This window comes from Pseudanabaena sp. PCC 7367, from assembly GCF_000317065.1.
In the GTDB taxonomy this organism is placed as follows: Bacteria; Cyanobacteriota; Cyanobacteriia; order Pseudanabaenales; family Pseudanabaenaceae; genus Thalassoporum; species Thalassoporum mexicanum.
Genome location: NC_019701.1, coordinates 2,914,772 through 2,936,262, shown reverse-complemented (window position 1 = coordinate 2,936,262; position 21,491 = coordinate 2,914,772). Strand labels below are relative to the sequence as shown.

Annotated in this window: 17 protein-coding genes; 8 read left to right on the top strand and 9 right to left on the bottom strand. The window is 46.9% G+C overall.

The window, feature by feature from the left end:
* The first annotated feature begins 1,186 nt into the window (after window positions 1–1,186).
* Both PSE7367_RS11655 and PSE7367_RS20480 read left to right on the top strand, forming a co-directional pair.
* Window positions 1,187–1,843 (top strand): response regulator transcription factor, encoded by a 657-nt coding sequence (locus tag PSE7367_RS11655; protein ID WP_015165543.1) that lies wholly within the window; start codon window positions 1,187–1,189, stop codon window positions 1,841–1,843.
* A gap of 85 nt (window positions 1,844–1,928) precedes the next feature.
* Window positions 1,929–3,380: an SUMF1/EgtB/PvdO family nonheme iron enzyme gene (locus tag PSE7367_RS20480; RefSeq protein ID WP_156800390.1), complete on the top strand. Its 1,452-nt coding sequence runs from the start codon at window positions 1,929–1,931 to the stop codon at window positions 3,378–3,380.
* A gap of 33 nt (window positions 3,381–3,413) precedes the next feature.
* Here PSE7367_RS20480 and lpxA read toward each other — a convergent pair whose 3' ends face one another.
* The 5 genes from lpxA to tyrS all read right to left on the bottom strand — a co-directional run bounded on the left by lpxA (window position 3,414) and on the right by tyrS (window position 7,344).
* Complete coding sequence (gene lpxA / locus PSE7367_RS11645) at window positions 3,414–4,229, bottom strand: acyl-ACP--UDP-N-acetylglucosamine O-acyltransferase (protein ID WP_041699605.1); 816 nt, start codon at window positions 4,227–4,229, stop codon at window positions 3,414–3,416.
* A 166-nt stretch (window positions 4,230–4,395) separates the two neighbouring features.
* Entirely contained in the window at window positions 4,396–4,533 is a 138-nt protein-coding gene (locus PSE7367_RS22010; RefSeq protein WP_156800389.1) for a hypothetical protein, read from the bottom strand.
* Window positions 4,534–4,579: 46 nt separating this feature from the next.
* Window positions 4,580–5,053: a 3-hydroxyacyl-ACP dehydratase FabZ gene (gene fabZ, locus PSE7367_RS11640; RefSeq protein WP_015165540.1), complete on the bottom strand. Its 474-nt coding sequence runs from the start codon at window positions 5,051–5,053 to the stop codon at window positions 4,580–4,582.
* Window positions 5,054–5,096: 43 nt separating this feature from the next.
* Window positions 5,097–5,948 carry a UDP-3-O-acyl-N-acetylglucosamine deacetylase gene (lpxC, locus tag PSE7367_RS11635; RefSeq protein WP_015165539.1) on the bottom strand — a complete coding sequence of 284 codons (852 nt, stop codon included), beginning with the start codon at window positions 5,946–5,948 and terminating at the stop codon, window positions 5,097–5,099.
* Between the two features lie 67 nt (window positions 5,949–6,015).
* Window positions 6,016–7,344 (bottom strand): tyrosine--tRNA ligase, encoded by a 1,329-nt coding sequence (gene tyrS, locus PSE7367_RS11630; RefSeq protein ID WP_320056799.1) that lies wholly within the window; start codon window positions 7,342–7,344, stop codon window positions 6,016–6,018.
* A 687-nt stretch (window positions 7,345–8,031) separates the two neighbouring features.
* Between tyrS and PSE7367_RS11625 the strand changes: the two genes are divergently transcribed.
* On the top strand, window positions 8,032–9,900 hold the full coding sequence (locus tag PSE7367_RS11625; protein WP_015165537.1) for a transglycosylase domain-containing protein: 1,869 nt from the start codon (window positions 8,032–8,034) through the stop codon (window positions 9,898–9,900).
* A gap of 318 nt (window positions 9,901–10,218) precedes the next feature.
* Here the strand turns inward: PSE7367_RS11625 and PSE7367_RS11620 are convergent, their stop codons facing one another.
* On the bottom strand, window positions 10,219–10,671 hold the full coding sequence (locus PSE7367_RS11620; protein WP_015165536.1) for a hypothetical protein: 453 nt from the start codon (window positions 10,669–10,671) through the stop codon (window positions 10,219–10,221).
* 563 nt (window positions 10,672–11,234) lie between these two features.
* Between PSE7367_RS11620 and PSE7367_RS11615 the strand changes: the two genes are divergently transcribed.
* The 3 genes from PSE7367_RS11615 to aroA all read left to right on the top strand — a co-directional run bounded on the left by PSE7367_RS11615 (window position 11,235) and on the right by aroA (window position 15,210).
* Window positions 11,235–11,867 (top strand): vWA domain-containing protein, encoded by a 633-nt coding sequence (locus PSE7367_RS11615; protein ID WP_015165535.1) that lies wholly within the window; start codon window positions 11,235–11,237, stop codon window positions 11,865–11,867.
* Between the two features lie 230 nt (window positions 11,868–12,097).
* Entirely contained in the window at window positions 12,098–13,693 is a 1,596-nt protein-coding gene (locus PSE7367_RS11610; protein WP_015165534.1) for an Hsp70 family protein, read from the top strand.
* Window positions 13,694–13,881: 188 nt separating this feature from the next.
* Window positions 13,882–15,210 carry a 3-phosphoshikimate 1-carboxyvinyltransferase gene (gene aroA / locus PSE7367_RS11605; RefSeq protein WP_051038141.1) on the top strand — a complete coding sequence of 443 codons (1,329 nt, stop codon included), beginning with the start codon at window positions 13,882–13,884 and terminating at the stop codon, window positions 15,208–15,210.
* 39 nt (window positions 15,211–15,249) lie between these two features.
* Here aroA and PSE7367_RS11600 read toward each other — a convergent pair whose 3' ends face one another.
* The 3 genes from PSE7367_RS11600 to PSE7367_RS11590 all read right to left on the bottom strand — a co-directional run bounded on the left by PSE7367_RS11600 (window position 15,250) and on the right by PSE7367_RS11590 (window position 19,726).
* Complete coding sequence (locus tag PSE7367_RS11600; protein ID WP_015165532.1) at window positions 15,250–17,022, bottom strand: alpha/beta hydrolase; 1,773 nt, start codon at window positions 17,020–17,022, stop codon at window positions 15,250–15,252.
* Between the two features lie 457 nt (window positions 17,023–17,479).
* Window positions 17,480–18,682, bottom strand: coding sequence for a tetratricopeptide repeat protein (locus PSE7367_RS11595; protein ID WP_015165531.1), 1,203 nt, complete (start codon window positions 18,680–18,682; stop codon window positions 17,480–17,482).
* Between the two features lie 438 nt (window positions 18,683–19,120).
* A complete protein-coding gene (locus PSE7367_RS11590) occupies window positions 19,121–19,726 on the bottom strand; it encodes a DUF3318 domain-containing protein (RefSeq protein WP_015165529.1) in 606 nt (201 codons plus the stop codon).
* A gap of 739 nt (window positions 19,727–20,465) precedes the next feature.
* On the opposite strand from PSE7367_RS11590, the gene PSE7367_RS11585 reads away from it, so the two are divergent.
* Window positions 20,466–21,095 carry a TetR/AcrR family transcriptional regulator gene (locus PSE7367_RS11585; protein WP_015165528.1) on the top strand — a complete coding sequence of 210 codons (630 nt, stop codon included), beginning with the start codon at window positions 20,466–20,468 and terminating at the stop codon, window positions 21,093–21,095.
* 182 nt (window positions 21,096–21,277) lie between these two features.
* Window positions 21,278–21,436, top strand: a complete 159-nt coding sequence (locus PSE7367_RS22480) for a hypothetical protein (protein ID WP_015165527.1) — start codon at window positions 21,278–21,280, stop codon at window positions 21,434–21,436.
* Window positions 21,437–21,491: the final 55 nt, after the last annotated feature.

Sequence of the window (21,491 nt, the reverse complement as noted above, 5' to 3'; positions counted from 1 at the left end):
TTATTCCACCCAAAGCTTGCCGAGAATTAGCTTAAGACCAGTTGAGATTAGCATAATGTAAGCTTTTGCAGCTAAATAGCAACTAAGGCTCACATATACCAGGTCTTGCCACTCAGGCGAAACACCTCTTTAGGCTTTTTATGCTTACTTTTATTCTTAGCAGAGTATGACATAACCAGACAAAGTCAAAAGCAACAATGCAAACCTTTCGGCCAAGTTCAGCAATTTATACGTCAGCTAATCTGCTTATCCTCTTCGATGAACCAAAATTAGTTTGCCTAGAAGATTCACTAAAGTGAATTTTAAAGCCCTTACCTTAAATTGCAAAGCATCCTGCCAAGCCCCACAACCCATATTCTGATATCGACTGAGGTACTTGCTATACCTTAAGGCAGAGGTTTGTTGTAATTTGTATACTTTTTTGACAATAGTTGAAGTTGCGATCCTAGCGATCGGTTATTTTGCCACCACATACTAGCTGCTTTATTGCTAATCATAACTAGTTGCTTAACTTAACATCTGCAGATCTGAGCAATATCTAGCCGGTCAGCCGATCGACAGCGATCTAACCCTCTTAATTCTAACGATCTAAATATAGTGCAACTAATCAAAAGCTAGCTAGTTAGAGCTTGCCCAGTAAGTAAGCGATCGCAAACACTGATGATCTAATCATCTAATAATTGATCCAGCCTAAAATTTGGTCTTAGATCCAGACAGGGAATAGCTTATCGATCGCTATGGTCATGAATCTCAATCATATCCTGGTGGATTATATGGGTATTGCTGACATTGGGCAACCAATCGATCGGGTGATGACGGATATAATTCAGGGGCTATGTTAATTCAGGCAATTGTTATTTGGTATTATTTCTGAATAAAAGCCGATCGGAAAGAGTCAGGATTTATCCGGTTTGTTTTTTACTTATCGATTGCGAATCGATCGTGATTGGTTGTAAGTATTCATCAAGCATTCACCGCGTAGTTAACCGCATTTGGGTTTAAATATTTTTACTGATTCGTAATTATTGATGTGCAATTTACGAGCGATTGAAAGGTCGAGCTAGAAGCAGTCGGTCATGGCGATCGGTTTCGATCCCTTAGAATATCTATAAGATAAGGAAGATCTAAGATCAGAAAGATTAACGCATAGCTGTTTAGTGGGTCACGAGCAAGAGATTTAAAAGTTATGAATATCCCGATCGAAGTGCCAGCCGCCAGAGTTTTAATTGTTGAAGATGATCCCTTGATGCAGCTTGGCCTGGAGCAATCGCTGGAAGACCATCCCCAAATTACGGTAGTGGGGACGGCGGAGGACGGCTACCTGGGGATTGAGGCTGCGCTTAAGCTCAAGCCCGATGTGGTGGTAATGGACATTGGTTTGCCCCGCCTGGATGGGATCGCGGCGACTCAACGCCTCAAGGAAGAATTGCCTGGTATTCATGTGGTGATGCTGACCTCGCACACGGCAGATACAGAAATCATCGCAGCATTATCGAGTGGCGCGGATGCCTATTGTATTAAAGGGGCAAGTCTCGATCGCCTCATGGCAGCGATCGCGGCGGCGATGGAGGGTGCGACCTATCTTGATCCGCAGATTGTAAAAACGGTGGTGGAACACCTGAAACCGCCTGTACCGAAGGGTAATTTTGCCCAGCTATCGGGGCGGGAGATGGAGGTTTTGAAACTAATGGTGGAGGGGAAGAGCAACCCTGAGATCGCTGATGACTTATATCTGAGCCCGAATACGGTCAAAACCCATGTGCGCGGGATTATGAATAAGCTGGCGGTGGACGATCGGGTGCAGGCGGCGGTGATGGCGCTCAGGGCTGGGATTGTGAATTAGGTTGTTGTCAAAAAAGTCTGCTGAATAAGTCTTAAATCCATCAGGTGGTATTTGTCTCAAACTATGATTAGGTTATGGGTAGTTTTTGTGGGAGTGGAGGCTTGGTAACCTGATGGGGCGGTTTGATGTTTTTCTTTGCCACAATAGCGCGGATAAGCCTGAGGTAATTGAGATCGCGGAGCTGCTGAAGGCTCAGGGGCTTAAGCCCTGGCTGGATGAATGGGAGCTGCGGCCTGGTTTTTCATGGCAGGACATTTTAGAAGAGCAAATTAATGAGATCGATGCGGCGGCGGTTTTTATCGGCGAGAATGGCCTCGGCCCCTGGCAGGAAATGGAACTGAGGGCTTATCTAAGAAAATTTGTTGAAAATAGATGTCCGGTGATTCCAGTGATCATGGAAACGGCGACAACCAAACCGGAGTTACCAACATTTCTGGAGGGTAATACCTGGGTTGATTTCAGGAGGGAAGACCCTCATCCAATCGGCCAACTTTACTGGGGGATTACGGGCAAAAAGCTGGAAATAATTAAGCCACCTGCCCCACCTGCCACTAATCCTACTCAGTCATCTAATCCAAATCAGCCCCAATCGGCACAAACCCCACCAAGCGTTTACTACGACATGCGGGGATCAACGATCGGTAATGTGGCGCATAACAACTACGGGACACAGCAAACCAACAAAATTTCTGAGGAGCAGGTAAAAGAGTTTGCCTCGCCAAAAACACCTCAACCAGACGGATCTACATTCTTTGATCGGGTGTACGATTCACTGGGCATTGAAGTTGATACTGACAAAATGCTGGAGCAGTTAAACAAACCAGCAACCAAGCCCCATCAAAACTACACCGAAGACCTGGGGAATGGCGTGAAGCTGGAGATGATCGCCATCCCTGGGGGTAGTTTCATGATGGGATCGCCAGAAAATGAGAGCAGTTATTTTGGATATCATTCAAGTCAACTTCCGCAACACAGAGTAACAATTCAATCATTCTACATAGGCAGATACCTAATTACACAATCTCAATGGCAGGAAATAATGGGAAACAACCCATCTCATTTCAAGGGAGATGATCTACCCGTCGAGCAAGTGTCTTGGTATCATGCTCAGAAGTTCTGTAAGGCTCTTAGTAAAAAGACAGGCAAAGATTATCGATTACCCAGCGAAGCTGAGTGGGAATATGCCTGTCGCGCTGAAACAACAACACCGTATTATTTTGGCAAAAATTACTCCGTAGAATATGCGAATTTTGGAGGCAACGTCGGCAAAACAACCAAGGTAGGCAAGTATCCAGCTAATGGTTTTGAATTGTATGACATGTATGGCAATGTGTGGGAGTGGTGCGAGGATACCTGTCATGAAAACTATAAAGGAGCACCTAATGATAGTAATGCTTGGGTAGTTGATGGCAGAATAAGAGTAATTCGCGGTGGTTCGTGGAAGGATACTCCAATTAAGTGCCGATCAGCACTACGCGGTAGAGATGTCCCAGATGATGGACAAAATGATATTGGTTTTCGTGTTGTTTGCTCCTAGTGATATATCTAACAAATGTTGGGTAGAGCCACTTTAGCTTTTCCCCGGAATCGGCCCCCTGCGCTTTTCCCCCGTCGTCGAAGCCGCCAGGAACCCCCGCAAATGCTGCACATGGGGATCGCTGATCATTTCCAGTTTGGCGATCGCATCCTTTAGCGTAAAATCCTTACTATATAAAATCCGAAACGCCTGTTTTAGCTGCTTTAGGGTGTCCGGTTCGATCCCCGCCCGCTCGATCCCGATTCGGTTGATCGCCCGTACCCGCGAGGGATTGCCCTCCACGATCATGAACGGTGGCACATCCCGATCGATCCGAGTCATGCCGCCCACCATTGCCAGCCGACCAATGTGTGTAAATTGATGGATGCCGACAATACCACCGATCCTGGCCTGGGTTTCGATCGTCACATGTCCCGCCAGCGCCACCGAATTAGTAATAATCACCCGATCGGCAATGTTGCAATTGTGCGCCACATGCACATAGGCCATCAGCAAACAATAATCACCAATGACTGTCGATTCGCCTGCATTAGTCGCCCGATTGATCGTTACATATTCCCTTATCCGGTTGTGGTTGCCAATTTTGACCATACTGGCCGCGCCATTGTACTTCAAATCCTGCGGCTCCAGGCCGATCGCTGCCCCTGGGAAAATCACATTATGGTCGCCAATTTCCGTCAATCCATCAATTACCACATGTGCGCCAAGCTCGCATTCAGCGCCAATCTTGACGCGATCGCCAATCACACTATAAGGGCCAATGCGCGTGGTGGGATGAACTTGCGCACCAGGGGCAACAATAGCAGTGGGATGAATTAGCGGTGCAGAAGATGCATGGGACACAGGCATAGAGGTCAGGCTCACTTGTGGGCTCTCACTAGTCATTATCAGCGATTAAGAGATATTAGAGATCGTGCAACGGTTGCTTGCTTTATATTTAACATTTAACAGATAGTTACCGGATTTTTGCCAAATGCTAGCATCGGCCTCTTTGTTTTGGGACGCAAACATGGCTCTAAAAATTGATTTTATGGCTGGTGGATGCCCCTGAATCTGGCGATCGCGCTATTTCAAACCTATCATTTTGGATCGCGCCAGCAAATAACCCCATAGACTTATCGGTTTGGTCTATAGGTTTATAGACTTCAGGCATAGATACCACATCACCACCCCAGAACTAAACCAGGACTAAGCCAGCACTAAACCGTTACCAATGAAAACATTAGTTCACCCTCGGAAGCAAGCTGCCCATCAACTTCGGCCTTGGCTTTCATCTTGCCAAACCGTAATTTTGGCTTAACTACCATCAGTTCAGCGGAAAGGACTAGTTGATCGCCAGGGACTACTGGCCGTCTGAACCTAACCTTATCAATCCCCGCAAACAAGGATAAGTGTCCTTTGGCCTCTGGCATCTGGGTAAGAATTACGCCCCCCACCTGAGCCATTGCTTCGACGATCAACACGCCTGGCATAATTGGCTTGCCGGGAAAATGACCTTGAAAAAACTGTTCATTGATCGTGACATTTTTGATGCCCGTAGCCGACTTACCGGGGACATAGTCAGTAATGCGATCGACCAGCAAAAAAGGATAGCGATGGGGCAGCAGTTGCTGGATCTCTTCGATCGTGAAGGTGGTTTTAATTGGGGGTTCGGTTTCTGTCAAAGTTTGCATGGGTTTGGTTAGTAAGAGTAATGCCTATACGGATTGTATAGACTCATGACACCTCTGACAAAACTTTAGCCAGTTTGGTATGCAGATGATGGCTAGCCTTGTAAGCAACCACATGCGCCTGGGGCAAACTACCCAATAAGCTCAGATCGCCAATTAGATCTAGCATCTTGTGGCGGCAGGGTTCATTCTCAAACCGGAGCGGTGGATTGAGCCATTTTTGCTGATCACAGACGATCGCATTTTCCAGGCTGCCCCCCTTGATCAAACCAGCGGCTCTGGCTTGCTCTGCCAAGGCTGCCATCGTAAAAGTGCGGGCTGGGGCAATGTCTTTGGCAAAATCCCCTTGATCCGGTGACCAGGTAAACCATTGACTGCCGATCGCCTGGGTTGGGAATTCTATGCCATAGGTGAATTTGGGTGCAGGGGCAGGCACCGCCACCACAAAACTATCGCCCTCAGTCACGGAAATCACCTGATTTAGTTTTAGATGCGAACGTGGGTTGGGTTGGGTGGTAATTCCAGCCCTGGCGATCGCTTCCGCCCAGGGTAATGCCGAACCATCTAAGATCGGAAGCTCTGCGCTATTAATCCTGATTTCCGCATTGTCAATTCCCATCCCCACCAATGCCGCCAGCAAATGTTCAACGGTGCGTACGGCTTGCTGATCGATTTGCAACTGGGTAGATAGGACAGTGGCGGTTACAGCACCCAGGGAGGCGGGAATCTGGCGATCGCCCTGCACAAAATAGCGGCCTGTATCTGGCTTTGCTGGGTTAACTTCCACCTTGACCGCAGCACCACTGTGTAAACCCACGCCGGCCAGGGAAAAAGGATTGGCGATCGTTTGTTGGTTAATTTGCTGGTTAACTTGTTGGTTAATTTGCTCTGTGGCCATATTTGAATAAGCAATGATTAAGCATAGACTTGGCTATCTATCTTCTCATCCCTCACCTAAATCTTTACTAAATCAGTCGCAAAAACTTTTTCTTGCCCACCTGCAAAACCTTACCGCGTAAATCATTAGCGTCTTCAAAGGAAATACCTTCTGCTAGCTTTTCGCCATCCAATCGCACTGCCCCATTTTTGATCTGGCTCTGGGCTTCCTTGTTGCTCTTGCATAAGCCACTGGCCTTGACCAGATAATAGAGTGGTGCGGGGAAATTAATCTGGCTCAGGTCAAATTCAGGCAGATCGCCCAGATTGTCAGTGGAACCAGCCAGCACAATTTTTTCAGCATCGGTTTGCGCCTGCTTGGCCACAGCTTCACCATGAAACTGAGCCGTGATTGTTAAGGCTAAAAGTTTTTGCTTTTCCCTGGGATTGTCTGGCAAGGCGCTTAGTTCTAAATCCGTGAGCAGTTTAAAATATTCATCGATCGCACTGTCTGGCACCTTTTCCAGCTTGGAATACATCGACAGGGGTGGTTCGGCAATACCGACATAATTATCGGCAGATTTAGACATTTTCTGGCTACCATCCAGACCCACTAACAGGGGTAAAACCATGCCAAATTGCCTGGCGGTCTGGCTAGTTTTTGGGCTAGTTTCCGATTCCGATCCAGATGTAGATTTATCAAACTCACTAAATCGGGTTTGCAGATCGCGCCCAACTAAAATATTAAACCGCTGATCGGTGCCGCCGATCTCTACGTCAGAGTTGATTTGCACCGAATCATAGCCCTGCATCAAGGGATAGAGAAACTCATGCAAATAGATGGGCGTGCCCTTGCCATAGCGATCGCCAAAATCTTCCTTGGCCAGCATTTGACCCACGGTCATACTAGAGAGCAAACCAATAATTTGTTGCAGATCCAGATTGCTAAGCCACTGGCTGTTGTAATGCACCTCTAGGCGCGTATCAAAATCCAGAATTTGCTTAGCCTGATCAAAGTAAGTTTGCGCATTGGTCTTGACTTCTGCTGCGGTTAAACGTGGCCGTGCTTCGGACTTACCAGTGGGATCGCCAATCAAGGCAGTGAAATCACCTATAATGAGAACGGCAACATGCCCCGCATCCTGGAATTGACGCATTTTGCGCAACACCACCGCATGACCCAGGTGCAAATCTGGCCTGGTCGGATCGATGCCTAGCTTAATTCTGAGGGGGCGATCGGCTTGAGCAATAAAATCAGCCAGATTATCCGTCTTACCGTCGGGCTTACCGTCGGGGAAAATTTCAGCCACGCCTTGTTTGGTTAGCTGGGCGATCGTAGGTATTGTGGGTTTTGAATGAGATTGAGTCAAATTAGGATTTGTGGGATTAGAATCGGTTGAATTCACTGGTAATAACAAGAAAATAAAACTCAGTGGTTGTTAAAGCGTATAAAGCGTATTTAGGCTCATAGCCTGAATTACTTGAATCATTTTATTGGTACTCGTGGCTCTAGTTGTGCTTCTGGTACAAAAACACGGTAGCACCACTAAATTGTACGGTGACATCTAGAAGCTATCTGGTATATGGGCATTACTAGGGCATTACTACGATGAACTATGGCGATTCTTCGCTATGGCAATTGCCATAATAGTTATGAGTTAGTTATGAGTTATGTTTTTGGGTAGGTTTTAGCCACCTATGCTAGAAGTCTACTAGTCCAGGAGCAAAATCAAATTAGCTATTTCAATCTAGTTTCTAACCTGATGTGGTTGCCAATCAACTGTTTTTTGATTAGATTGTTTGTCTAAATAAAATAAAAATCTATTTAATTAAGCCAAAAGCCTGTTTAATAAACCAAATTAGTCCTACTCCAACTAGTTTTAGCAAATTGCTTGAATGCTAGTTAGATCATAAGAGTGCTAAATTGTTGATTGACCAGGATGGGATACTTAACTGGCTAGTTTAATCTAACTTAAATATTCAATTATTCAGTGTTGCATATTAGTTACATTAATCTGCTGCATTGGCATCTATGGCAAAGAGCGATCGCGTTGAGAGAGTGAACTACAGTGGCTCCTAATAGTTTAAAGCAGTCTGGATCGTCTATGTTAGGCAAGTTTGCCAAGGCCACTACCAAGGTCTTGGGCACAACCATGCTGGGCATTATTATGCTGGGCGGTTCTGCCGTGGCCGGAGGTCTGGTCGGTCTGGCGTTCAGCTTCCGCAATCTCCCGGACGTTAGGGTGTTGCAAGGCTATGTGCCCACTGAAACCAGCTATATCTATGACATCAACGGTGAATTGATTGCCAGAGTGCATGGTGATGTCAACCGCGAAGTGGTGTCCCTGGAGCGGATGTCACCGCACCTCAAACGCAGCGTCCTGGCGATCGAAGATGCTTATTTTTATACTCACAAAGGAGTTGATCCCAGTGGGGTTGCCCGTGCCGTGGTGGTCAACTTCAAATCTGGCGCTACGGTTGAAGGTGGTTCCACGCTGACCCAGCAACTAGTCAAGAATTTATTTCTTTCCTCTGAAAAAACCATCAGCCGTAAAGTGGCTGAAGCAGTTTTATCGATGCGGGTAGAGCAGGTTTTCACCAAAGATGAAATCTTGCAAATGTATTTAAACCAGGTGTTCTGGGGCAGGAATACCAATGGCGTAGAAGCAGCCGCCCAAAACTACTTCAATAAATCCGCTGCCGATCTGAGCTTGGCCGAATCAGCGATGATGGCGGGGATTATTCAGGCTCCTTCTGCCTTCAACCCGCTTGACAACTATAAGACCTCTAAACGTCGGCAGGGATTGGTACTTTCCCGATTGGCGGAGCTAGGCTGGTATTCCGAAGCAGAACTAGAAGCAGCCCGCAAAGAACCAATTCGCCTGGCCTACAAGGAAAAATCCTATGAAGCTAGCCGTGTGCCCTATGTAACCCAGGCGGTGCAGGCGGAGCTGGAAGAAAAATTTGGTCGTGATGCAGTGCTCAAGGGTGGCTTGCGGGTACAGACCACGATCGACCTGAATCTGCAACGGGTCGCCGAAGAAGTGGCCGAAGAGGCCGTGGCCGAGCTACAAGCCTATGGTGTTGGTGCTGATCAGATTTCGATCGTGGCGATCGAACCTAGCACCAGTTATGTCAAAGCTCTAGTTGGTGGGGTGGGGCCTTATTCGGAGAACCAATTCAATCGCGCAGTACAGGCCAGGAGACAACCTGGCTCATCGTTCAAGCCATTTGTGTATTACTCCGCATTTGCCACTGGTATCTATGGCCCCGAATCCACGATCGATGATTCACCTATTTCCTATCCCGACGGCTATGAGGCCTATGAGCCACAAAACTACGACAAAACCTTTAGTGGGCCGATTAGTGTCAGGCAAGCCGTAGCCTCATCTCGGAATGTGCCAGCGGTCAAAATTGGTCAGGCCGTGGGTCTCGATCGCGTGATCGAAGACATGCGCAAAATGGGCATTAAAAGCCCAATTCTGCCGGTGATTTCGTTACCCCTGGGCGCAGCCGATCTTACCCCAATGGAAATGGCGGCAGCCTATGCCACCTTTGCCAGTGGCGGTTATAAGGCACCCACCACCATGATCGCCAGGGTCACCGATAGTCGTGGCAATGTGATCCTGGATAATAGCCCTAATCCTGAGCTAGTGCTTGATCCCTATGCGGTGGCCAGCCTCACCAGTGTGCTGCGGGGAGTGGTCAATAGCGGTACTGGCACCCAGGCAATTCTTTATGATGGTCGTCCGGTTGCTGGCAAAACTGGCACCACCTCTGATTTCCGTGATGCTTGGTTTGTAGGCTATACGCCCCAATTGGCGACCGCAGTATGGATCGGCCGTGATGATTATAAGCCAATGGCTTATGGGGTTACGGGCGGCGAGTATGTGGCACCGATCTGGCGTACTTTTATGGAACGTGCCCTGGAAGGTGAGCCAATTCAAGAATTTCCAGTACCAGTTAGCAATTAATTAGTAGTTAATCGGCAATTAAATTGCTTGAACTATTTCCTGGACTGAGAGAGATAAGCAGATCTGAGCATAAATTCATAAATATGCGGTAGTGCAGTCACTCAGGCGATCGGTTTTGCTGCTATAACGTCTGGGGAGCAGTTTAGGGCAAAATATGAGCTTGCCAATAATTTCCCCAAATCTTGCCCAGAGCAATTATGTCTTGACTATTACTCGACCACGTTAATTATGATTGGCCGCAATCGCGCAAAAGAGTTATCACGATCGCAAATTAAGCATCAAATTCTTTGTGGTGGACTACTATCTCAAAGCTTACTATCAGTAGTTGCGATCAGAGATTTGCTCGGCCAGATAGCGAAACCACTGCATGGCGATCGCCACATCTGTAAATGGGATTGCCATTGCCGCGCCGGAATTCAAGCCCAATTCGATTTCCACCAGCTTTGCCTTGGCCGGTACTTGATCTGGCCTCTGGTTAATATCAGGATCTCGCCCCACAATGGCGATCGATGCCCCATCTAATTTTAATTCGATCTGTGCCACCTCAGCTAGGGAAGCAGACTGTACCTCAATTGGCGCTTGGCGGGTGGGTTTTCCCCAAACCAGGCGATCGCCCTTTTGCCCCAACACCGCGTAAATGTCGTACTTGTGGCGATCGAACTCCTGCGCCCAGGTTTGATATGCCTCCACTTTTTGATATTCGCGCCAGCCAGCCCAGGCCAGCCCAATAAACAAGGCTAGCAATGGCAACCACATCAAACCCCGTTCCATATAGTTTTGCTCTGCTCCTGGCGACAAACATCTAGTAAATAATCTTAGTGGCTTCAATGGCCATTTCTATTCTAGATTGCCCATCGCTAAGTAAATCCAACCCAATCCGATTTCGATAGATCTTTATAGCCACTGACTTGGCCTTGTCAGCTAGTGATTTAGAGATTTAGAGATTTGGATATTCTGGCAGAGAGAATTCACCGTTAGCATTTTCGAGATAGCATCAGCATATCTATCCATAGCACCATCAATTTGTGGTTGCTGATGTTAGTGAAATGCATCGAGTCGATTTACTTTTATCAATTGGCACTTGAACAAATAATCTAAATATCAATAAATCTGCTAACGTAGCAATTAGCTTATCAATCATGTTGTCAATTACGCCATGATCGCCGATCGGGCATCTTGGTCATAGCTGATTAAAAACTAGAAGCTGGTTAGGTGCGGCAAAATCATCTAAACGGGTGATAAATATATAAATAAATATATAAAACAATCGCTAGATCGTGGCGGTATGCAGGTAACCAGTAACCAGGCAAATAAATCAATGGAGCAACTTCAGCATGGTTGAAGCGGATGCAAAATTATTGGATCGTGACTATACCATTATTCTGGTGCGGCTATCGGAACGGGAATGTCCTGCCCCGCCAGGTTTGAGAAAGCAATGGCAAGTGGCCGAAAAATCAATTTTAAATCTGGCTGCCAAATGCGAAAAGTTTGATCCTGACGGCCTCACAATTTATATTGCCGATCGGCCATTTCGTAAGTATAGCCATGAAGATAGTTGCACTTTAGCAATGCTATTCCAAGACGATTACAGTACAGCCAGAACCGATCTGGTGGAAGCGCTGAAAGACTGTTTGCAAGATTATTTCGATCGTAAGGCGCAAGGCACGGCTAAGGCCAATGGCGAAATGATTGTGGTGATTCTGGACCATGAACCAATTGGCAAGGACTGCCGTAAAGCACTGGTTAGCACCCTGGTACAGACAACCCACAAAGTCGATCGGGATGATGAAATTGGCGTTATGTTTGCCCAGGTGGGAGACAATATGATTGCCAGAGGTTTTTTGCAGGCGTTAGATGATGACTTGCATCTGGCTGGAGCTAAGTACGATATTACTGACACTAAGCTATTAGCCGAGTTGCCCCAGGATAAGGTAACCGATTTTTTGCTGTTAGCTCTAACTGATTAGTTAAGCTTCAAGAGCTTTGGTAGTCATAACGCACGCTCGCTTGAGTGCAACCACTAAATAGTTATTTATATTTATATTTATATAGATCTTTACACAAGAGCTAGATTGAAAAAGGGCTAGATCAAGCGACTAGGGGCAATACTGGGCAGAATGTGATATTTTGATGATGCAATTGGTGCGATATGGGATTGAGATGTTAAGGCAATAGGCAATTTAGAGTAGCTGGCTTTATGGTGGCGATCGCAGTGGATTTTGGCAATAGCAATACCGTGGCCGCAAAATGGCATGCGGTGACCGATCGCCCAGAGACCCTCAAATTACCTAGCATTAGCCGCCCTGCGCCCCATGATTTTTTGGTGCCTTCTTTGCTTTATCTGCAAGATATTCGGGGTGGCAAATCCCTGATTGGCCAGGAAGTATTAAATGCTGGTGTGCATATAGACCAATCAAGATGCTTTGACCAAATCAAGCGCAGCCTATCTGCCAGCATTGGTTTTGTGCCCAAAATCGATGGCATTCGCGCCAAGCCAGAGCTAATTGGCAAATTATTTTTAAATAAGCTGTTTGCAGCATTGCGATCGCAGCAAATTGATCCCACCGAGTTGATTTTTACGGCACCAGTCCAGGCCTATGAACACTATTTGCGCTGGCTGGGAACTACCCATAGCCAGTTAGTGCCCCATGCACCGGCGATTCGGGTGCGGATCATCGACGAGCCCACTGCCGCCGCCTTGGGTTATGAAGTGGCACAGCCTGGGGCATTGGTGCTGGTGATCGATTTTGGGGGTGGCACTTTAGATCTCTCCTTGATTCGGATGCCCCACAGCAAAGATGCTTCAGCCTGGGGTGATTTTATTGGTGATGTGGGTGAACATGAGCCTGAGTCGAGGGTTGAGGTGATCGCCAAAACTGGCCAAATTTTGGGTGGTACCGATGTCGATCGCTTCTTGATGGAAGATTTTGCCGAACAGCAGGATTGGCTGCAAATTCCTGCGCCTGGCATATTGCAAGGGCTGATGGAGCAGATCAAAATTGAGCTTTCCGATCAAGAAACTGCCAGTCGGGTGTTCTTTGAGCCGGAGCAAATGAATAGCTTTGAGATCAATTACGATCGCGCCCAGTTTGAGCAAGTCCTGCGGCAACGTGGCTTCTATCGGGTACTGCAATTGGCGATCGATGAGATTATCAATCGGGCGATGGCCAAGGGGGTACTGAAGATGGATCTCAAGCAGGTGCTGCTGGTGGGTGGCTCCACCTTGATCCCTTCGGTGCGAGAGTTTGTGGCAAATTATTTATGTGGTGCTCAAATCCACAGTGGTAAGCCCTTTGCCGCAGTTGCCTATGGGGCATTGATGTTGCAGCGCGGCACTCAGGTTAAAGATCACCTGTTTCATTCCTATGCGATTCGCTACTGGCAGGGGGAAACCCAGCAATGGTGTTATCATCCGCTGTTCAGGCGCGGGCAAACCTACCCTACCAAGCGCCCGGTAGAATTACTGCTCAGGGCTTCACAAACTGATCAAGAAAAAATTGAGCTGGTAATTGGCGAATTAGAAATCCGGGCAGCGGGTTCGACGGAGGTGATTTTCCAGGGCGATCGACTGGTGACCACCACCACGGATGCGATCCAACAAAAATTCCTACCGCTGGGTGGCAGTGATGCAGCGCAAGCGATCGCTACCCTCGATCCGCTGGGTCAACCGGGCAGCGATCGGCTTAAGGCTCAGTTCCAGGTGAATGAGCGGCGGCAATTGACAGTAACGGTGATTGATTTATTGACCGATCGGCAAATAATGCTGGGGCAACCAGTAGCTGATTTACGCTAGCTAGTTTTGTTCAAGCCAGAGCCCGGCTGATTAATATAAGCTGATTAATACAAATTGATGGAATCAGCAACATTTACATCCTTATATTCCCTAAAGCCCCAAACCAAGTCTTTCAAATTTGCATTAAGTAGTAAATTTAAACAGGCAATAAAATATTTTATTCATTCATTGAACCTGTGATCGAACTTATTCAGCATCAAACCAGCCAAACCCTCAAAATCGCCGCCCATGATTTTCCCAAAACTGGCCTACGTGGTCGAATCGAGATCCCTGGCGACAAGTCCATTTCCCACCGATCGCTGATGTTGGGCTCCCTGGCCCAGGGTGAAACTACAATTCGCGGCTTGCTATTGGGCGAAGATCCCCACTGTACTGCCAATTGTTTTCGGGCAATGGGGGCAGAGATCTCGGCGCTAAACACCGAAAAAGTGTTGGTTAAGGGAATTGGCCTGGGTAATTTGCAAGAGCCAGTAGATGTGTTGGATGCTGGTAATTCTGGTACGACGATGCGGTTAATGCTGGGGATTCTGGCCAGTCATGCCGATCGCTTCTTTGTGGTTACTGGCGATCGATCGTTGCGATCGCGGCCAATGGCCAGAGTAGTCAAACCATTGCAACAAATGGGAGCGACAATCTGGGGACGCGATCGGGCTAATAAAGCACCCCTGGCGATCAATGGCCAAAATTTAAAACCAATTCATTACCACACCCCGGTGGCATCCGCCCAAATTAAATCCTGCATTATGCTGGCGGGCTTGATGGTGGATGGTGAAACGATCGTGACCGAGCCAGAACAGTCGCGCGATCATAGCGAACGCATGTTTCGGGCTTTTGGTGCGGATGTGCAGGTTGAGCCAGAGACAAATACAGTGGTTCTGCGGGGTCGATCGCAACTTGTGGGTCAGGAAATAGTCGTGCCAGGGGATATTAGCTCGGCGGCGTTCTGGTTGGTGGCAGGGTCGATCGTGCCAGATTCAGATTTGCTGATTGCTAATGTGGGCATCAATCCCACCCGCACTGGCATCTTAGAAGCACTGGAAATGATGGGTGCAGATATTACCAAAGAAAATGAGCGGGAAGTGACTGGCGAACCAGTGGCCGATCTGCGGGTGCGATCGACTCAGCTCAAAGCCTGTACGATCGGTGGCAGTATGATCCCCCGCCTGATCGATGAGATCCCAATCCTGGCGGTGGCGGCAACCATGGCAACGGGCACCACAATTATTAAGGATGCGGCGGAATTGCGCGTCAAGGAAAGCGATCGCCTCGCCACGATGGCCAAAGAACTAACCAAACTGGGTGCAAAGCTCAGTGAGCATGACGATGGCCTGGAGATTATGGGCGGACATAAGCTAATGGGGCAGGAAGTCGAAAGCTATGTCGATCATCGGGTAGCGATGAGTTTAGCGATCGCGGCAATGGTGGCAAAGGGGACTACGGCGATCGGTAATGTCCAAAATGCCGCTACTTCTTATCCTGCGTTTGTGCCAACCCTGACACAGCTTTGCCAATCATAGAGACTTGTGATTAGCTGCAATTAACCCCAAATTAATAAATTAATTAGTAGCTGTTTTGCCCGACTGGTCAATCCCCTGTTGCAATTGCGCTGGGGTTAGCGATCGCAGCAAATTAAGCGGCAGCCGAGAGTTAGACAGAGATTGAGCATAGGCTGAAGTTAAATATTGAGCATAATTAGCTTGCCCATTGATGTGGGTCTGAAAAAATGCCACACTCATCGCTTTCATATATTCATTGCCTAAGGTTGGATCAGCCCCTGCCAAAACTCGTCTGGCATCCACTGGGATAGGGATATCCTCTGAAATTGTAGTTACCGCCAAGTGAGAAGCATTCTCGATCAAAAGTAAATATTTCTGTTCGGTGGTCAACCAGGTAAATGGTCTAATTTGCTCAGCCAAGGCAGGGGCAATCGTATCAATGTTCCCGGCCACGAACATAACTGGCACTTCGATTGTAGCTAAGGTTGTTTGGCCTAGCACCGCACTATCGATCTGGTTCATCGCAATCACCGCCTTGATCCGATCGTCGCTGAGGTTATATTCTTGCTCTGGCAATCCGGCCGCCACACATTGCAACGACATTGACACATTCCAGCTATAGAAACCCTGGCAAGCTTCTGCCAGCGCCGCAAAGTTAATTTGACCACTGCTAGCCAACGCGAGGGCGGCATAACCACCAAAGGAATGGCCGATCATACCAACATGATCTAGATCCAGATTCTGGGGTACGTTGCGATCGCTGGTGCGGAGGCGATCGACATGATCCAATACATCGCTAATGTCTTTGGGTCTTTGTAAAAATGCCTCAGGTTTGGCAATTTGGTTAGAAGCACCGACTAATAACGCTTCCAATTGGCTGGCATCGCTCCCTGGTGAAGTAGACAGCACCACGGCAAACCCATAGCTGGCCAAATGTTCTGCTAGATAGACAAATGGTGCGCGGGTGGAACCCAACCCAGGATAAATCACCACTAATTTAAAGCTTTGGCCAAGGGCAGGCGGTGAGCTGGGAAGATATAAATAGTAAGGAATCTGATAATTACCGCTGCTAGCCTCAACGCTAAATTCAAATCTTTGCGATTGGCTCTGGCCAGGATTACTTAAATCTGGCAATGCAGCCGCCAGGTCGATCGATTCAGTAGCTGCCGATTCATTAGCTTCATTGTCACTACTCAATTGGTTTAGTTCCAATGCCGCTTGCCTGTTTGCCTCATTAATAACAAAGTCATTGGCACGCTGTGCCTCTGCCACTGCTGCGCTCACTTCGCCCACAATTTCTAGAGCGCTACCAATATCCATATAGATATTAGTGGGATATTTCTCAAAGAAATTCAATAGGGTCAGCCCATTTTCTCGATCGGAAGCTGCCAGGATTAGCGCCGCGCGAATCCCCTTGGCACCGGATAGATTTGGCCCCGATTTAATTACTTCCCCCAACAGCTCCAACAGTTTTTCGCCCTGGGAGGTATAGAGAAACCTGGCAATTAGTACATTAGAAATCTCAACCCGCTCATTGAGAATCTCCCGAAACTTCGCCATTTCTTCCGGGGTGGCATAGCTAGCATATCCAGCCAGGTCATCATCCACCTCGCCGGTTTCGGCAAATTTGGTCAGGGAATCAACCGGAATTTCCCGTCCAAAAACGCTATAGACAATATTGATTTCTTCGGCGGCATCAGCTTGAGGCGCGATCGCTAAGCTGCCTAGCCCTATCCCGGCGCTAACCCCCAGGCTGAGGGTGGTCACCTGGCAAACAGACCGTAATCGTGACCATAACTGAGATGGTTTTTGCTTGAATATGGCTTGGTACATCTTTTTCCAAAGGTTTTTCCAAAGGTTTAGGTTTTAGCAATCGATCAATTAATCGCTTTTAATCGCTTTTTAGTAGTTTGCAACCAGGACAACAATATTTAGTCTAAACAAAAACTCGATCACGATCTCAGCCGCTATATAAGCATTTAGCTCAAGAAGTCCAACCCAGCAGAGCTAATCGATCGATTTAGCCCCAATCACAAATTTTTGTGGTTGCTTAGCTATAGCAAGACTTGCCTAGTCTATATCAACTAAATTTATTATATTGCGGAATGCTCTATCCCAGCATAGTGAACAAACCGATCGCCGATCGTTCTTTCTAATAAATCATTATTTCTAATAAATAGTAATAACTTATGTAGAAGCTACCACAGACAAATGCGCCTTACTTCCTCCAACTGGGATTGTTAAAGATCGCTAAAGGATGATTTTGACGAGTAATCACCCCTAACCAGATTTACAATTGATCCAGTAAGGACTTAGCCTCCGATGCGGCCTTACTATTGCCTGCCAGGGTATAGAGCTTTTGGGCGCGGTTTAAAAATTTGGTTGCCTCAGCTCGCCGCTTTTGCTGTGCCAAAGCCTTTCCCAAAGCCAAGTTGGCATTAGGATCATCCGGGTTGATGCGCAAAATCTGGCGATAGGCGACGATCGCCCCAGATAGCGACTCCTTTTTGAGATATAAATCGGCGATCGCATATTGCACGGCCACATCCGACGGTCTCGCCGCCGCCACCTTGCGATAGGCCGAAATTGCTTCGTCAACCTCACCTTTACCCACCAACACCCTGGCGATCGCCACATTTGCTTCCGGATGGCGAGGGTTGATGTCCAGTACCCGCTCAAACTTTTGCATGGCCGTATCAAAGTCATTTTGAACTAACAGTAAGCTGCCGATCGCAAACCATACATCCGCATTCAAGGGGGCAATCTCGTCGGCTTTAACGTAAATATCCGATGCTGCTTTGAGATCGCCTTTGCGCTGAAAGATATAACCAAGGTTGAGATGTGCCCTCAGGTTGCGGGGCGAAATCGCAATTAGTTTTTGATAGATCTGGGCTGCTTCGTCAAACTTTTCTTGCTGCACCAGAATGAAGCCAATGCTCTGATGGGCTTCGGCATTTTTGGGTTCCAGGTTAATCGCCTGACGATAGGCAGTCAGGGCGCGGTTATAGTCACGACTCTGGGCATAGGCATAACCGAGGGCATTAAATGCTCGTACATCACGATTGTCGATCTGAGTTGCTTTCTGAAAAGCGGCGATCGCCCCGGCGAAATCATTTTTCTGGGTGAGCAAATAACCAATACTGGTTTGAATCCGCGCATTATCGGGTTCTAGCTGCGCCGCTTGGCGATAGGCTGCCAGCGCCCCATCAATATTATCCTTTTGCCAAAGTTCTCGCCCCTGCTTGATCAAATCCACTGGGTCTGTTTCTGCCCAAGCGGTTAGGGGTATAGCCATAGTTCCGACTAGTCCACCAGCGCATAGTATAAACCCCACCATGCCAGCGAGCAGATGCCTGGTGATGGGAGACTTAGCGATCGGGGATTTGGCAAACCTACCCAGCTTGGTTAGCCGCTTTACCTCACTGGCACTAGCAGTAATTAATTTAACAACAGCAGTTTGGGGATATGAACGAGTTTGACCTTGATTATGCATATGTTGTGAATATTTTCCGGGGGCGATGATTGGCGATCGCAATTTGTAAATTCAGGGCAACCAAATATGTAATTACTGCAATCAGTAGGGGTTGGAGCCTGGATGATCGCAAATTACAAATCTAAAGCAAACCAATTGCGGTTGCAGTTATTCTACTCAATTCTAATTTTACATATATATACCCACTGCTTAGTACCGCTCAGAAAATACCAGCTACCAGCACATAAACCTCACCCCAGCCAAGTTAGCCACAACAAAAGCCGTGGGGGTGAGGCATCCGTGCATGAATATTTTGATTATCGTACAAATACATTGAATAGACAACCCCAGTTCCATAGGTAATTACTAGTTCCATAAGTAATTAATGGAGGGTAAGCCTATTTAAGCCAAATAGTTAAATTAGTGATTGTTAGTGGTTATCAATTACCTATCAATTACCTATTCCAGATTGCCAGACACCCCCACCGCAGATAAGCCCCCCAGGGCACGTAGGTTTTGGTAGCGAATCAACTCCACAAACTCCGGTGCGCCGCGATTCTCTAGCTTAGCTACCGTTTTGATCCCATCTAGGAGGCTCCTGGCCGCATTAGTATCGCTATAGCCACGGATCTTGGCTACGGCGATCGCTTCGTTGTCTGCGTCAATTTGCACCTTACTGCCCTTGGTTTGTTTGAGCACCTGTTTAACCGCCACAGTGGTAAACAAAAAACCCAACGACATTCCCGCCGGATCAAACTGCACCACTTCGGGAATCGTAAAAATTACCGCTGCCAAAGTAGCCAGTTGGTAGGTCTCCAGCTTGAACCATTTACTCGTCTGCCGCCAGCTCACTTCCCGAATAAAGAGTAGATCGCGTTGGCTTTCAGGCAACTTAAACCACAGGCCAAAGTTTATATATACCGGAGTGTTAGCATTCCAAGGCTTGATTGCTTTGCTGTAGATAACTTGAGTTTGATCGCGGCCACCTTTTACTTCGGTGCGCATGCGCCATGATGCGGGTAAAAGGTCACGCAATCGCAATATTTCCTTAGCGGCGTTGTTCATTTTTGCTGGGTTTAGATCTAATTGAAGTGTAGCTTGCCCCTGCCGATCGCTTCAATCTGTCTATTGAGACCAATCAAGCTCAAGTTCAGGTATACATCTATATCTATATCTATATCTATATCTATATCTATATAGGCATGAATAATCGATATCTATATAGGCATGAATAATCGATATCAGATATATCAGATATAGACGATGTTGCATGGTAATTACGTAATTACAAAATTGAATAACGGCCTTGCCATTAAAACGACATAAACGACATAAACGGTATATACGTATGCCTCACCCAAGCAACCGGAATATGTGGAACTGGTCAGCCTGAGTTGAGCTTGGTAATTCCTAGCTTGTAGTTACTAGCGATCGCAAAAATTTCAAATAGTCTTGATTCTGTTTGGATTTTGCAATTGTGCCCTATTCGCTGCTTGAGTTTTGGTGGTTTAGACCATGACCACTAAAGCGCCCACAATAAACTAAGCTGATGAACAGAAGGCTTTAATCCCGGCGATCGGCATTAGCAAATCAGTTAATTTAATTATTTCTTAGTTTTTCAATCACCCCAGAGATAGATTCTGGCATAGTAAAATAAAATAGCTATCATAGTGAGCAATCAATCACTTAATTGCTGACTTTTATTAAGAGATGGAACGATTGATGAAGAAATAATTCATCATCAGTCGATCGATCGCAATTTGCGTCAAAATCCTTTAACGACTTAAGCCTAAGCATCAATCATATGAGAGAAAAAGTTAAATCTGAACCAGATACCAGGGGCAAAATCATCAATTCTGCCCAAAAGCTTTTTGCCAAGAAAGGATTTGATGGCACTACCACGAAAGACTTGGCCAGTGCCGCTGGAGTCGCCGAGGGGACAATTTTTCGTTATTTCAGCAATAAAAAAGCAATCCTGGTTGAAGTAGCAACCCAGGGTTGGATCAAAATCCTGACCGATTTGCTCACCGAGCTAAGTGGTATGAGTGGCTATAGCTCGATCGCCTCAATGATGTATCGGCGCATGACCACCATGCATGACAGCATGGATATGATGCGGGTCTGCTTTATGGAGGCTCAGTTTCACCCCGAACTGCGCGATCGGATTCAATCGGAAGTAGTCGATAAAATGACCGATATTGCGGAAGTTTATTTTGAAGAGGCGATTCAAAAGGGTGTCTATCGCCAAGGGCTTGATCCAAAGGTGATCGCTAGGGTCTTTGTGGGCATGTTTGCGGTAGCTGGCTTTAGCAACGAAACCATGGGCAAAGATCAATCTCCCAATGATTTGCGACAAATGGCCGAAGGGATCGCCGATATCTTTTTACATGGTGTGCTTAATCCCAAAGGGGCAAAAGTTAAAGAAATTGCCTAGAAGTTGCGATTTCATGACATATACTGATATGGTGACGAAATAACATCTTCCTAGTGATGTAGATCGCAGCGATCGTTAGACTTTGGGTATAAATTAGATGTGAATTGGTAACGATTGTTACCATTCATGCTATATTAATGGCATAAACACATACACCATTTTACGAAGAAGGAAAGTTTGCTATGAGCATAAATAACGAAAAAAGAAGACAGGCAATGGCAAATCACAAGGCCAATCTAGCCGCATCGATTAACCATCGTTTAGAAGTTGCTAGATCTGAGAATAATGATTCGCTAGTAAATATGCTAGAGAGAGAAAAACGCCAGCTTGGCCTGAACTAGGAATAAACACTATAAACACTATAAACACATAAGTTAAGAATAAACCTGGATTTAT